Origin of the sequence: Serratia sp. BIGb0163 (genome assembly GCF_024809935.1) — a bacterium.
Lineage (GTDB): Bacteria > Pseudomonadota > Gammaproteobacteria > Enterobacterales > Enterobacteriaceae > Serratia > Serratia quinivorans.
The window spans coordinates 958,118-972,479 of sequence record NZ_JANUDZ010000001.1 but is presented as its reverse complement, the minus strand read 5'-3'; the positions used below and the strand labels follow the sequence as shown (position 1 = coordinate 972,479).

Annotated in this window: 12 protein-coding genes; 8 read left to right on the top strand and 4 right to left on the bottom strand. The window is 56.7% G+C overall.

Features of this window, described 5'->3' with window-relative positions; all coding sequences use genetic code 11:
* Positions 1-94 precede the first annotated feature (94 nt).
* Positions 95-1,489 (top strand): MFS transporter, encoded by a 1,395-nt coding sequence (locus M2406_RS04775; RefSeq protein WP_259188944.1) that lies wholly within the window; start codon positions 95-97, stop codon positions 1,487-1,489.
* 47 nt (positions 1,490-1,536) lie between these two features.
* On the opposite strand, the gene htpX is transcribed toward M2406_RS04775, so the two are convergent.
* The 4 genes from htpX to M2406_RS04755 form a co-directional block, all read right to left on the bottom strand.
* Positions 1,537-2,415, bottom strand: a complete 879-nt coding sequence (gene htpX / locus M2406_RS04770) for a protease HtpX (protein ID WP_012144856.1) — start codon at positions 2,413-2,415, stop codon at positions 1,537-1,539.
* Positions 2,416-2,704: 289 nt separating this feature from the next.
* Positions 2,705-4,741 carry a carboxy terminal-processing peptidase gene (prc, locus tag M2406_RS04765; protein WP_259188942.1) on the bottom strand — a complete coding sequence of 679 codons (2,037 nt, stop codon included), beginning with the start codon at positions 4,739-4,741 and terminating at the stop codon, positions 2,705-2,707.
* Between the two features lie 19 nt (positions 4,742-4,760).
* The gene (proQ, locus tag M2406_RS04760; protein WP_012144854.1) at positions 4,761-5,471 is read right to left on the bottom strand and encodes an RNA chaperone ProQ; all 711 of its coding nucleotides are present in this window, start codon (positions 5,469-5,471) and stop codon (positions 4,761-4,763) included.
* Positions 5,472-5,566: 95 nt separating this feature from the next.
* The gene (locus tag M2406_RS04755) at positions 5,567-6,064 is read right to left on the bottom strand and encodes a GAF domain-containing protein (protein ID WP_259188941.1); all 498 of its coding nucleotides are present in this window, start codon (positions 6,062-6,064) and stop codon (positions 5,567-5,569) included.
* A gap of 246 nt (positions 6,065-6,310) precedes the next feature.
* Between M2406_RS04755 and yebS the strand changes: the two genes are divergently transcribed.
* The 7 genes from yebS (at position 6,311) to M2406_RS04720 (ending at position 14,361) form a co-directional block, all read left to right on the top strand.
* A complete protein-coding gene (gene yebS / locus M2406_RS04750) occupies positions 6,311-7,558 on the top strand; it encodes a membrane integrity lipid transport subunit YebS (RefSeq protein WP_026142343.1) in 1,248 nt (415 codons plus the stop codon).
* Positions 7,527-10,157, top strand: a complete 2,631-nt coding sequence (locus tag M2406_RS04745; RefSeq protein WP_017892611.1) for a PqiB family protein — start codon at positions 7,527-7,529, stop codon at positions 10,155-10,157. The genes yebS and M2406_RS04745 overlap by 32 nt, the downstream gene beginning before the upstream one ends.
* A 102-nt stretch (positions 10,158-10,259) precedes the next feature.
* Entirely contained in the window at positions 10,260-11,696 is a 1,437-nt protein-coding gene (rsmF, locus tag M2406_RS04740; RefSeq protein WP_115184979.1) for a 16S rRNA (cytosine(1407)-C(5))-methyltransferase RsmF, read from the top strand.
* Between the two features lie 277 nt (positions 11,697-11,973).
* Positions 11,974-12,513, top strand: a complete 540-nt coding sequence (locus M2406_RS04735; protein WP_115184808.1) for a spore coat U domain-containing protein — start codon at positions 11,974-11,976, stop codon at positions 12,511-12,513.
* Positions 12,514-12,515: 2 nt separating this feature from the next.
* Entirely contained in the window at positions 12,516-13,019 is a 504-nt protein-coding gene (locus tag M2406_RS04730) for a spore coat U domain-containing protein (RefSeq protein WP_012144849.1), read from the top strand.
* Between the two features lie 5 nt (positions 13,020-13,024).
* Positions 13,025-13,573 carry a spore coat U domain-containing protein gene (locus M2406_RS04725; protein ID WP_174352549.1) on the top strand — a complete coding sequence of 183 codons (549 nt, stop codon included), beginning with the start codon at positions 13,025-13,027 and terminating at the stop codon, positions 13,571-13,573.
* 23 nt (positions 13,574-13,596) lie between these two features.
* On the top strand, positions 13,597-14,361 hold the full coding sequence (locus M2406_RS04720) for a molecular chaperone (RefSeq protein WP_259188933.1): 765 nt from the start codon (positions 13,597-13,599) through the stop codon (positions 14,359-14,361).
* Position 14,362: the final 1 nt, after the last annotated feature.

Genomic DNA, 14,362 nt, shown 5'->3' with positions numbered 1-14,362 from the left:
GTTATTACAATTGCGCAGGAAACTGCGGGTGCAATCACAGACGAATATGATTAGCATGGTAATACTCCCCCGGATTAATACCTTCGAGAGCAACATGCGTTCTTGTACTGATGGCCTCCCCGTCCCACAACGCTACGGGGCTATCCTCGCCATTGCCCTGGGCATCACCGTTTCGGTGCTCGATGGCGCGATTGCCAACGTGGCACTACCGACCATCGCGCGCGATCTGAATGCCAGCCCGGCCAGCTCCATCTGGGTGGTTAACGCCTACCAGTTGGCGATCACCATTTCACTACTGTCGTTGGCCTCGCTCGGCGACCTGATTGGCTATCGTCGCATCTATCAGGCAGGCCTGTTGGTGTTCAGCATTACTTCGCTGTTCTGCGCCCTGTCAGACTCGCTGACGACGCTGACCATTGCCCGCGTGCTGCAGGGCTTTGGTGCCGCCGCCATCATGAGCGTCAACACGGCGTTGATCCGCATTATCTATCCGCAGCGGTTTCTCGGGCGCGGTATGGGCATCAACTCGCTGATTGTCGCCTTCTCCTCGGCCGCCGGGCCTACGGTGGCGGCGGCGATCCTGTCGGTGGCCTCCTGGCAATGGCTGTTCGCGATTAACCTGCCGATTGGTATCGTCGCGTTACTGCTGGGGATGAAGTACCTGCCCGGCAATAGCCAAAAAAGTACTAATCAGCGCTTTGATCCGACCAGTGCGGTGATGAATGCCCTGACCTTTGGGCTGCTGATCACCGCCATCAGCGGCTTTGCCCAGGGCCAGAGCCTGACGCTGATTTTCAGCGAAATCGCCGCGCTGCTGGTGATTGGCCTCTTCTTTGTTCGTCGCCAACTGCGTCAGGAGTTCCCACTGCTGCCGGTCGACCTGCTGCGCATCCCGATTTTCGCCCTGTCGATGGGCACCTCGATCTGTTCGTTCACCGCGCAGATGCTGGCGATGGTCTCATTGCCGTTCTTCCTGCAAAGCACGCTGGGACGTGATGAGGTCGCCACCGGGTTGCTGCTGACGCCCTGGCCTTTGGCGATAATCGTCATGGCACCGCTTGCAGGACGACTGGTGGAGCGCATTCATGCCGGATTGTTAGGCTGTATCGGTCTGGCGGTGTTTGCACTGGGCCTGTTTTTGTTGGCGCTGCTGCCGCAAAACCCTTCAGACCTGGATATCATCTGGCGTATGGTGCTGTGCGGTGCCGGTTTTGGGCTGTTTCAGTCACCGAATAACCACACTATTATTTCCGCCGCCCCGCGCAACCGCAGCGGAGGTGCCAGCGGCATGCTGGGCACCGCCCGGCTGTTGGGTCAGACCTCGGGAGCCGCGCTGGTGGCGTTAATGTTCAACCTGTTCCCCACCTCCGGCACTCATGCCTCATTGATTCTGGCCGGTACCTTCGCCACCCTGGCGGCAGCGGTCAGCAGCTTGCGCATTACCCAACCACGTGCGCAAGCGGAGCCAAGCAGTCAGCAAGCCAAATAGCGGACATAAAAAAACCCCGGAAACCGGGGTTTTTTACTTTCTGAAGGTTACTTCAGGTACTGACCTGAACGCAGCGCTTCGATACGTTTATCGAGTGGCGGGTGCGACATGAACAGTTCGCTGAACGACTTGGATTTGCCGTTGATGCAGAACGCCATCATGTTGCCCGCTTCCTGCGGTTCATAACTGGTTTTCAGCCGTTGCAGCGCCGCGATCATCTTCTCGCGGCCCACCAGTTTGGCGGAACCTGCATCGGCGTAGAACTCACGATGACGCGAGAACCACATGGTGATAATGCTGGCCAGGATGCCGAATACCAGCTCCAGAACCATCGACACGCCGAAGTAGATCATCGGGTTGCCGTTGCCTTCCCCTTCGCCGTCACGGTTGCCCAGGAAGCCGGCGGCGGCCTGTGCGATCAGTCGTGAGATGAAGATCACGAAGGTGTTCACGATGCCCTGGATCAGCGTCATGGTGACCATGTCGCCATTGGCAACGTGGCTGATTTCGTGGGCAATAACCGCTTCCGCTTCATCACGGCTCATGCTTTGCAGCAGGCCGGTGCTGACGGCGACCAGAGACGCATTACGGCGCGCACCGGTGGCGAAGGCGTTAATGTCTGGTGCGTGATAAATAGCCACCTGCGGCATGGCAATGCCTGCCTGCTGCGACTGACGGCGTACCGTTTCCAGCAGCCAGTTTTCGGTCTCGTTACGCGGTTGTTCAATCACTTCCCCGCCGACGGAGCGCAGCGCCATCCATTTGGACATCAGCAGTGAAACAAACGAACCGCCGAAGCCGAACAGACCGGCCATGATCATCAGGCCCTGAACGCTACTGGATTGGATTCCTGTCAGGCTGAGCACCAGCCCGAAAACCAACATCACCGCCAGGTTGGTGAGCAGGAACAGAGCTATACGCATCATAAAATGTTTACTTCCTCATAAATGTTAACAAAACGCTGCCTCGGATACCCTAGATGGTATGGGCATTCGTCACAGTTTCAAGAGTTGCACGCCATTAACCTACTAAAAATACGAAACTTTACAAAAACGGCGCTCAAGCAATACTTTTCAAATTGTAAACGATTGTTGCGCAAAACGGTGGGAATTTTTTTGCGTAAAATTAACGATGTGGGTTATTCAATACCGCCAGGAGCGCCCATTAAAAAACGCACCCGAAGGTGCGCTTTTCATTTACTGAGACTCGGCTGCGTTATTTCGCCGCCGCCGGCTGCGCCGGATCAAGGTGCGCCAGATCCAATGCGATGTGCACGGTTTCATCCAGATATGGGTCAGGTTCCTGGTAATCCTTCGGCAAATCTTCCAGGGCCTTCAGCGGCTTTTTACCGGCGCGCTGCAGGCGATCATTAACACGTTGCAGACGGGTAGCGTCATCATCGTGGTTCTCTTTCTCGCGCTGAACCAGATTGAGTGAGACGATGTTACGCTTGTCCTTCAGCGCCTTGTAATGAGCGATATCCTGCGCGATGTACTGGAACTCAGGATCCTTGGCGATACGCTGCTCATGATCCTTCAGCAGTTCAGGCTCAAACGGCTTCATGTCACCGGTTTTGGTGTAGGTCGCCGCATTGATGCTGTCCCACGGCATAGCGTTATCTTCAAACGCTTCACCGGTTTCCGCCGGATCAATGCCGCTTGGCATCAGGATATCCGGGGTAACCCCCTTACGTTGGGTACTGCCGCCGTTAACGCGGTAGAACTTCTGTATGGTGTATTGCACCGACCCCAACGCCGGCCACTCCGGACGCAGCATCTGATCGTAAATGCGGTTCAGCGAGCGATACTGCTGCACGGTGCCTTTCCCGAAGGTCGGTTCACCGACGATCAGCGCGCGACCATAGTCCTGCATTGCCGCGGCGAAGATCTCCGAAGCCGAGGCGCTGAAACGGTCAACCAGTACCACCAGCGGCCCCTTGTAATAGGTCACGCCGTCGGTGTCCGCGTCTTCACGCACTTTACCGTTGTTGTCACGTACCTGCACTACCGGGCCGCTCGGAATGAACAGACCGGACAGCGAAACCGCTTCGGTCAGTGCGCCGCCGCCGTTAGTGCGCAGGTCGATGATCAGACTCTTGACGTTCTGCTTGGCCATCTTCTGCAACTGAACTTTCACGTCATCGGTCAGGCCTACGTAGAAGCCCGGAATGTCCATCACCGCGACTTTCTCTTTGCCGACGGTCTTGATGGTCATTTTCACCGCGCGGTCTTCCAGACGGATACGCTCACGGGTCAAGGTGACCACTCGGGTTTTAGTGCCCTTGCCGGCCGGCAGGATCTCCAGGCGCACCTTGCTGCCCTTCGGCCCTTTAATCAGGGAAACCACGTCGTCCAGACGCCAGCCGATCACATCGACCACAGGCTTGCCCGCCTGGCCAACGCCGACAATACGGTCACCCACGGTGATCGCTTTGCTCTTCGCCGCCGGGCCACCTGGCACCATGGAGTTGATCAGGGTGTAATCGTCATCCATCTGCAACACCGCACCGATACCTTCCAGCGACAGGCTCATCTCGGTATTGAACTGTTCGGTATTGCGTGGGGAGAGATAATTGGTATGCGGGTCGATTTCATGCGCAAAGGCATTCATCGCCAGCTGGAAAACGTCTTCGCTGTTGCTTTGCGTCAGGCGCTTGATGGCAAACTGATAGCGCTTGGTCAGCGTTTCACGAATTTCCTTGTCGGTCTTGCCGGTCAGCTTGAGGTTCAGCTCGTCATATTTGACTTTCGCATTCCACAGCGCGTCCAGTTCGGCCTTGTCTTTCGGCCACGGCGCTTTGCTGCGGTCGAGATCAATAGTGTCGTTGCCGGTGAAGCTCATTGGCTTTTCCAGCAGCGACAATGCATAGGTGTAACGCTCAAAACGGCGTTTCTGCGCCAGATTGTACAGCGCGTATGGCGTATCGAGCTTACCGCTTTTCAGTTCTTCGCCCAGCTGATTGCGCTTGTTGGCGAATTGCGCTACGTCGGAGGCCAGCAGCACGTTATGGCTGTAGTCCAGCATATTCAGGTAACGATCGAAGATCTTGCCTGAAAAGTCCGCGTCGAGGCTAAACTGACGGTAATGAGAGCGAGTGAAGCGCGAAGTTACGCGCTCACTCACAGTGGCATGTTGCGGTTCCTGCTGCAGCTGAGGCAGTTGATCGATGCGGATGTTGGCTGGTTCCGCTCCGTAACTGACACCCGCCCACAACAGACCCGCGACTGCTGTTAATCTGACAAATTTGTTCATGCCTTGGTTGGCCTCCGTATCAGAACTGCAAGTGTTCTGCGCGCACAATCATCGCCAGACCGGAAGAGAGCTGCACACGTACGCCATCTTTGGCGATTTCAAGTACGGTTGCATCCATCGCACTCTGGCCTGCTCTGACTTTGATTTCCTGGCCAATTTGCAGTTTAGAGATATCCGTGACTGGCACACGACGCTGCTGGCTTTCCTCTTTGACTTCACGAGGTTGGCGAGCGGGCTGTGGGCGAGTTTGTGGGCGCGGCTTGCGGTTCTCCGGAGCGGCTCCGCCTTCGCGACGTGCAGCAGGTTTTTTACCGGCTGGACGTGGACGACGAGGTTCCGCAGCGGCTGATTCACCGGCAGCTTCACGTTTTTTGGCGTTTTGCTCGGCACGCTGTGCCTGAACTCGCGCTTTGGCTTCTTCAAGCTGTTGACGGGCATGATCGACATGCTGCTGTTCCAGCTCACCGCACGGGTTGCCGTCCAAATCAACGCGCTGTGCGCCAACTTTGACGCCGTACAGGTAACGCCAGCTTGAGGTGTACAGGCGCAGTGCAGAACGCAATTGCGTTTTGCTTAGGTTTTCTTCCCCCTGAACACGCTCGACCAGATCCTGAAAAATACCGATTTTCAACGGGCGAGCTTCGCCCTCGGCGCTAAAGCAGAGCGGAAAACGCTCGGCAAGAAAAGCAATGACTTCTTTACTAGAGTTCAACTTAGGTTGATTTTCCATGAAATTTCCTGATTACAACGGGTTTGCCAACCAGCGCAGGCATGAACAGGCGTCATTATAATGACGCCATCGGTAAATGCCACGTTAACCGTAGATCAACTTGCCGTTACAGTGACATATTTCGCACTATCACACTGTTCCAGCTGCGCGCAAAGCCCCGCCACCACTGCTTCCAGGCCCCTTTCGTCCTGTTCGTCGAAACGTTGATAAACTGTGCTGTCGATATCGAGAACGCCGATAATCTGACCGCCAACGTTGAGCGGCAGCACAATTTCTGCATTACTGGCCGCGTCGCAGGCGATATGACCAGGGAACTCATGGACATCGCCAACGCGCTGCACGCGATTTTCCGCCACGGCGCTGCCGCATACTCCTTTGCCAACCGGAATGCGCACACAGGCGATTTTTCCCTGGAACGGGCCCAGCACCAGTTGGGTGCCATCCATCAGGTAAAATCCGGCCCAGTTAACGTCGTCAAGGCGCTCATTGATCAGCGCACTGGCGTTGGACAACGCGGCGATAAAGTTGGTTTCCCCGTCGAGCAGCGCGCACAAATCACGTTTTAATTCCGCGTAGAATTGTTCTTTTGTCATGTGTTAACCATTAATACAGTGAAGAAGGCCACTAGCCCAAGTCTTAAGCCCTATAAAATAAGCATTAAATGCGTATAGCCACAAGGTTAATCATCTGTTGCTTCACAAAACCCTACCGGGCAGGGTATGTTTGCCGCTCAGAAACCCTGTTTTGCCGCCCGGTGCTTGGCCCTATAAGGCACGGACAGATTTATTTTTCAGCTACGCTAATCGATACGGCGAGCTCTGGGGCAGTTTTTTGTCATGATGAAAATACACGCGATCACCGGCCCGCTATCCAAAGCACGCCACCAGCGCTGTTGCGAATGCGACCTGCTGTTTGTATTGCCGCCACTGAGCGGCAAACAGGCGGCTTACTGCCCGCGCTGCGATGCCAAGGTGGTCAGTGGCCGTGACTGGTCGATGACCCGACTGACCGCCATGGCGGTCACCATGCTGCTGTTGATGCCCTTTGCTTTCAGCCAGCCGCTGATCAGCATCCGCCTGCTGGGGGTGCGCATTGACGCCAGCCTGCTGGAAGGCATCTGGCAGATGAGCCACCAGGGGGATCCTCTCACCGCCAGCATGGTGGCGTTTTGCACTATTGGCGCCCCGCTGACGCTGGCGCTGTCGCTGCTTTACCTGCGTTTCGGCCACGCACTGGGCATGAACCTACGCCCGGTGCTGCTGATGCTCGATCGCTTGAAAGAGTGGGTGATGCTCGATATTTACCTGATCGGCATGGCGGTGGCGACAATCAAAGTGAAAGAATACGCCGATATCCAGGCCGGCAGTGCGCTGATCGCTTACCTGGCGCTCACCCTGCTCAGCATCCTGACGCTGATCCACGTCAATCTGGAACAGCTGTGGGAACGCTATTATCCGCAGGAACAGCCGAAAGGCCTGCCAACGGCGCTGCATATCTGCCTGTCCTGCCATTTCACCGGTTACCCAGACCAGCGTGGTCGCTGTCCACGATGCCACATTCCGATGTGCCATCGGCAGCCCTACAGCCTGCAAAAAACCTGGGCGGCGCTGATTGCAGCGATGATTTTACTGATCCCGGCCAACCTGATGCCGATCTCCATCATTTACGCCAATGGCGCACGAATGGAAGACACCATCTTCTCCGGAGTGGTCTCACTGGCGACCTCCGGCAATGTACCGATCGCCGCCATCGTGTTCATTGCCAGCGTATTGGTGCCCTTTACCAAGGTCATCGTGCTGATCACCTTGCTGCTGAGTATTCATTTCAAGACCTCGCACAGCCTGAGAACCCGTATTCGCCTGCTGCGTCTGGTCACCTGGATCGGCCGTTGGTCGATGCTCGATCTGTTTGTTATTGCTTTAATGATGTCGCTGGTGAATCGCGACCAATTGTTATCTTTTACTATGGGGCCGGCAGCCTTTTATTTTGGGTCTGCGGTTATTTTAACTATTCTTGCCGTAGAGTGGCTGGATAGCCGATTGATTTGGGATGCACATGCAACAGGAAACGCCGAATACACCGACTGAAGCGCGGGTCAAAAACAAGCGCCGTATTTCGCCATTCTGGTTACTGCCGTTTATTGCCCTGCTGATCGCGGGGTGGCTGGTCTATAACAATTTCCAGGAACGCGGCACCACGGTGACCATTGATTTCCAGTCCGCGGCGGGCATTGTCGCCGGGCGTACTCCGGTACGTTATCAGGGGGTGGAAGTAGGCACCGTACAGAGCATCAGCCTGAGCAAGGATCTGCGCAGCATTGTGGTCGAAGCCAGCATCAAGAGTGACCTGGAAGACTCCCTGCGCGACGGCACCCAGTTTTGGCTGGTCACGCCCAAAGCCTCACTGGCGGGCGTGTCTGGCCTGGATGCCCTGGTGGGCGGCAACTATATCGGCATGATGCCGGGCACTGGGAAACCTCAGACCCACTTCACCGCGCTCGATACCCAGCCCAAGTATCGGCTGAACACCGGTGAGCTGATGATTCATCTGCACGCTGACGATCTCGGCTCGCTCAACACCGGTTCGCTGGTGTATTACCGCAAGATCCCCGTTGGTAAGGTCTATGACTACACCATCGCCGAAGGCAATAAGGGCGTCACTATCGACGTGCTGATCGACCGCCGCTTTGCCAATCTGGTGAAGGGCAGCAGCCGTTTTTGGAACGTCTCGGGCTTCAAGGGTGATTTCAGCCTGGCGGGTGCTTCGGTGCAGATGGAAAGCCTGGCCGCGCTGGTCAACGGTGCCATTGCCTTTGACTCACCGCTAGATGGTCAGCAGGCCAAGGCCGATCAAAGCTATACCCTGTATCCGGACCTGGCACACAGCCAGCGCGGCGTGAATATTACGCTTGATCTGCCGAGCGGCAATAACCTGAGTGAGAACCGCACGCCGCTGATTTATCAGGGATTACAGGTAGGTACCCTGACCAAGCTAACACTGCAACAGGACAGTAAGGTCACCGGTGAGTTGACCATCGATCCGTCGGTGGTGGATTTAATGCGCAGCGGCACGCGGATTGTAATGCGCAGCCCACGCCTGAGCCTTAACGACGCCAAACTCAGCCAGTTGCTGACCGGCAATACGCTGGAACTGGTACCGGGCGAGGGTGAACCGCAACAGCATTTCAACGTGCTGGACAGCAGCGAAACCCTGCTGCAACAGCCGGGCGTGCTGACCGTAACGCTGAACGCGCCACAGAGCTACGGCATTGACGTCGGCCAGCCGCTGGTGGTGCACGGCGTTAAGGTCGGTCAGGTGATGAGTCGTGCCCTGACGGACAACGGCGTGGTATTTACCGCCGCCATCGATGCCCAATATCGCCGCCTGCTGCACAAAGACAGCAAGTTCGTGGTCAACAGCCGCGTCGACGTCAAACTAGGCCTGGACGGCATGGAAGTGCTGGGGGCCAGCGCGCAAGAGTGGCTGGACGGCGGCGTACGCATCATCCCCGGCAGCAAGGGCGAGCCTGTCGGGCAGTATCCGCTGTATGGCAATAGTGAAAAGGCCGAGGCCGGTATTATCGGCAACAGCCCTACGCCAACCCTGACGTTGACCGCCGTCAGCCTGCCGGACGTACAGGCCGGATCGGTGGTGCTGTACCGTAAATTCCAGGTGGGCGAGATTGTTAACGTGCGTCCAAAGGCCAACGAGTTCGAAGTTGATGTTTATATCAGCCCGGAATACCGCAAGCTGCTGACCAGTGAAAGCATTTTCTGGGCCGAAGGCGGAGCCAAGGTGCAATTGAACGGCAGTGGTCTGACGGTGCAGGCTTCACCGCTCAACCGGGCGCTGAAAGGGGCTATCAGTTTCGATAATTTGCAGGGCGTGACGCTGAGCAAAGGCGCCAAACGCATGCTGTACGCCACAGAAACCGCCGCCCGCGCGGTAGGCAGCCAGATAACCCTGAAAACTTACGACGCCAGTAAAGTGTCGGCAGGCATGCCACTGCGTTATCTCGGTATCGATATCGGCCAGGTAGATTCGCTAAAATTGGCGCCAGAGCGTAATGAAGTCCTGGTCAAGGCCGTACTGTACCCGGAATACGTGCAGACCTTCGCCCGTCTTGGCAGCCGGTTCTCCATAGTATCACCGGAGATTTCCGCCGCCGGGGTCAGCAACCTCGACACCCTGTTGCAGCCCTATATTAACGTGGAGCCAGGCCGTGGGCGCGAGCTACGCAGCTTTGAACTGCAAGAGGCTACGATCACCGACTCGCGCTACCAGGACGGCCTGAGCGTGATCCTCGACGCCGCCGAAACCGGCTCGTTGCAGATTGGGACTCCGGTACTGTTCCGTGGGGTCGAAGTGGGTACCGTGACAGGCTTCTATCTGGGCGCCATGTCCGATCGCATTCACGTCGCGCTGCGTATCAGCAAGAAGTACCAGTATCTGGTGCGTAACAACAGCGTGTTCTGGCTGGCTTCCGGCTACAACCTGCAGTTCGGCCTGACCGGCGGCGTGATCAAGAGTGGGACCTTCCAGCAGTTTATTCGCGGCGGCATTGCTTTCGCCACTCCGCCGAGTATTCCGCTGGCGCCGAAGTCAACGCCGCACAAGCACTTTATGCTGAATGCGGAAGAGCCAAAAGACTGGCGTGAATGGGGCACCGCCATCCCTAAAGAGTAAATTCCTCACCCTCTCAGGGGCTCGGCAATGCCGGGCCCCTACTTTTTTCGGTTTGTGGTAAACTCCCGCCCTTATTTTGATAGCTGCCAGAGAGCTCACCCCGTGGCCAAACCCGCCTGCGTTTTTTTGCCGCCCGCCTTTCTCGAGGCGACGCGCGCCATCATGCCCGCCGACCTGTCGATGGACGATTTCATTGCCGCCTGCCAGCGCCCGCTGCGCCGCAGCCTGCGAGTTAATACGCTAAAAATCAGCGTCACCGACTTTCTGACGCTGGTGCAGGATTATGACTGGCGTCTGGAGCCCATCCCCTGGTGCGCGGAAGGTTTTTGGATCGAACGCGGGGACGAAGAACTGCGGCTGGGCAGCGCTGCTGAACACCTGAGCGGCCTGTTTTACATTCAGGAGGCCAGCTCAATGCTGCCGGTCAGTGCGCTGTTCGCCGGAGCCGAAGCACCAAGCCGGGTACTGGACGTAGCGGCCGCACCCGGATCCAAAACCACCCAGATTGCGGCGCTGATGAACAATCAGGGCGGCATTGTCGCCAATGAATACTCCGCCAGCCGGGTCAAGGTATTGCACGCCAACATTAGCCGCTGTGGCGTGAAGAATGTGGCCCTGACCCACTTCGACGGCCGGGTGTTCGGCGCTGCGTTGCCGGAAAGCTTCGACGCCATCTTGCTCGATGCGCCCTGCTCTGGCGAAGGTGTGGTGCGTAAGGATCCGGACGCCATGAGTAACTGGTCACCGGAAAGCGTGACCGCCATTGCCGACACCCAGCGTGAACTGATCGACAGTGCCTTCCATGCTCTGGCGCCCGGCGGCGTGATGGTTTACTCCACCTGCACGCTCAACGCGCAGGAAAATCAGCAGATCGTCAACGGGCTGCTGGCAACCTACGGCGATGCGGTCAGCATTGAACCGCTGGGTGACTTGTTCCCCGGTGCTAAGCAGGCGTTAACCGCCGAAGGTTTTCTGCACGTGTTCCCACAAATCTACGACAGCGAAGGCTTCTTCGTGGCGCGGTTGCGTAAGCACCACTCCGTCCCCCCGCTGGCAAAGCCAAGCTATAAGCTGGGCAAATTCCCGTTCACTCCGCTTTCCGCTAAGGATTCGGCCGAGATCGCTCAGGCCGCAGCGGCCTCCGGATTAGCCTGGGATAAAACCAGCCGTCTGTGGGCTCGCGATAAAGAAATCTGGCTGTTCCCTGCCGAACTGGAAGCACTGGTTAATAAAATTCGCTTCTCGCGTATCGGGCTGAAACTGGCCGAGCGTTTCACCAAAGGCTACCGCTGGCAGCATGAAGCGGTTATCGCACTGGCGGTTGCCGACGGCAAACAGCGTTTTGAACTGGACGCCACGCTGGCGCAGGAGTGGTTCCACGGCCGTGACCTCTACCCGGAGCCACCGCCGCAGACCGATGAATGTATTGTCACCTACCAGCAACAGCCGCTGGGTATCGCCAAACGCATCGGCAGCCGGATCAAAAACAACCTGCCGCGCGAACTGGTTCGTGACGGCGTGTTGGATTTCCATCAATAATCCCCTGTCACTGGCCGGAAAACTCCGGCCAGTTAATACCGCTAATAATATTCCGACAGGAGAATATTATTATTCTAATCATTTTCCCCTCTGGGTATTCTCGCCCTTTCCATTGAGAAGATAACGACGCCTTTCAAAATAAAGAAAATTTTCATCCTCTCACCAAGACAATTCCGGGTTCTTACTCTATTAATTAAACTGTAAATACATTAATGCGTTTATCCATTTCCGGATGGCGTTTTTTGGGGCTCACCTTTAACACGGCAAGGAAAAAGACATGAAAAAAATTCTGATGGCATTGACCTCGGCAGCCACCTTGCTGTGCGCGAGTGGTGCAGCCAACGCAGCTGGCACTATTCAGGGTAACCTCGGGGTAACCTTAACCATTGGCGCAGGTTGCGTGGTCGGCGGCGGTAACAGCGCGGGGAGCGCCAACGACTTTGGCTCTATCGACTTCGGTACCTATTCTTCCCTGTCCAACATTATCGACGCCAGCGCAACCGGTTCCGGCGGTGCGGGGACTTTGTCGCTGACCTGCACCACAGGGACCGCCTACACCGTGGCATTAAACAACGGTTTGCATGTAGGTGCCGGTAACCAGCGCCAAATGGCCAGCACGGCGGGTGCCTTGATCAAGTACAACCTCTACCAGGATCAGGCCCGCGCTACCGCCTGGTCCAGCGGTGCCAACGCCCTGACCGGCACCGGTACTGGCGCAGCGGTTCCGTTGATTGTCTATGCCCGTGTCCCGGCGGCAGCCACCACGCCCGATCCTGATACCTACAACGATACGGTGACCATGACGGTAACCTGGTAACAGTGCGGCAGGTTGTTTTGGGCTGTGGATTGCTGGCGTTAAGCCTGGCGGCGAATGCCGATAGCAAAACCGCCACTATTGGCGTCAGCGCCACCTTGTTGAAGGCATGTGAAGCCGGCAGCAGTTCGGGTGGCAATGTCAGTTTCGGCTCACTGGACTTCGGTACGGTCTATTTCCTCACCACCAGTGTCAGCGTAGCGGGTCAGCAAAACGCCGGAGCCATTCGCGTCAAATGCAACAATGGCACCAGCTACAATGTCCTGCTTAACGGGGGGCAAAGCGGCAACACCGCTGCCCGCTATCTGAAAAGCGCCGCCGGCCAGCAGGTGAACTACAACCTGTATACCAACAGTTCGCACAGCATCATCTGGGATAACCTGACCGGGGTGTCGCAAACCGCCAACGGTCAGGACAACTGGTTACCGGTGTACGGCATGATCCCGGTGCAATCCACCCCGCCGATCGGCAGCTACACCGATACCGTGCAGGTCACCATCAATTGGTAATGGCAATGCGTATTTTAAGCAGTGGTTTACTGCTCTGGATGATAACGCCGCCAGTACTGGGCGACACCGGCGTCAACGATCAGCAAAAGACCCAGGCAATGACCGTCAATGCGACGGTGGTTAAAGGCTGCATCCTGGGTAGCGGCAGCAGCGACGTCACCACTTTCGGTAACCTCAGCTTTGGTCAGGTCTCTTCGTTAGCCAGCAATATCAGCATCGTTTCCAGCTCCGGGGCCGGTTCCGTGCTGTTTCGCTGTAATCCTGGCCTGAGCGTCACACTGGCGCTTGGCATCGGCAACAACGTCACCGGCTCCATCTCCGCCGGACGCAAATTAAAAAACACTCTGACCCCAGAAACCCTGATTTATCAACTCTATCAGGACAGTAACTATTCTACCATTTGGGGCGATGGCACCAACGGCGGCAGCACTGAGATCGTTGCTGCCACCGGCAGCACCCAGGAAATAAAAGTTTATGCCCGTTTGTTCTCGACCAGTACCCTGCCCACCAGTGGCACTTACAGCGATACGGTCTTACTGACGGTCACTTATTAGTATTTTGAAATAAGGATTTAGCCATGCGTATACCCTTCCGACTGCCATTGACGGCAGCACTGCTGACTGTCGGCCAACAACAGGCGCTGGCCGCCGCCTCAATCCTGATTTGGCCCATTGACCCAGTCATTGAAGATCAACAGCCTGCAACGGCGCTGTGGCTGGAAAACCGCGATACTAAACCGGTCTATATGCAAGTTCGCGTACTCGGTTGGAAACAAACCGCCGGCAAAGACGATTACAGCAACCAGAGCGAAGTGATCGCCAGCCCGCCGGTAGCCTCTATTGCCCCAGGCAAACGCCAACTGATCCGGCTGGTTAAGCAAACCCCGCCGCCTGCCGGCCAGGAGCGTGCCTACCGTATTCTGATTGATGAAGTCCCGGTGAAAGATTCAGGCAACCCATCCGCACCAGATGGCGCACAAATGGGATTGAAATTCCAGATGCGCTATTCGGTACCGCTGTTTGTCAGCGGCAAGGGCGTCTGGACCAAGCAGGATTCAGAGAAACCGCGCGATTATGCCACCGCCAGTCAACCGCAACTCAGCTACCGGCTGTTGCAGCAAAGCAGCCAGCGCTGGCTGGAGGTACGCAACCAGGGCACGGTGCACGCGCGCATCTCCAAAGTGACGATGCAGGGGAAGACGCTCAATGCCGGCCTGATGGGTTACGTATTACCCGGCTCGCAGATGCGCTTTGCCATACCGGCCTCTGGCAGCTTCAGCAGCGGTCAACTGCAAGCCACGGTCAACGACAATAAACAGCCAATAACCCTGCCTGCTTACTGAG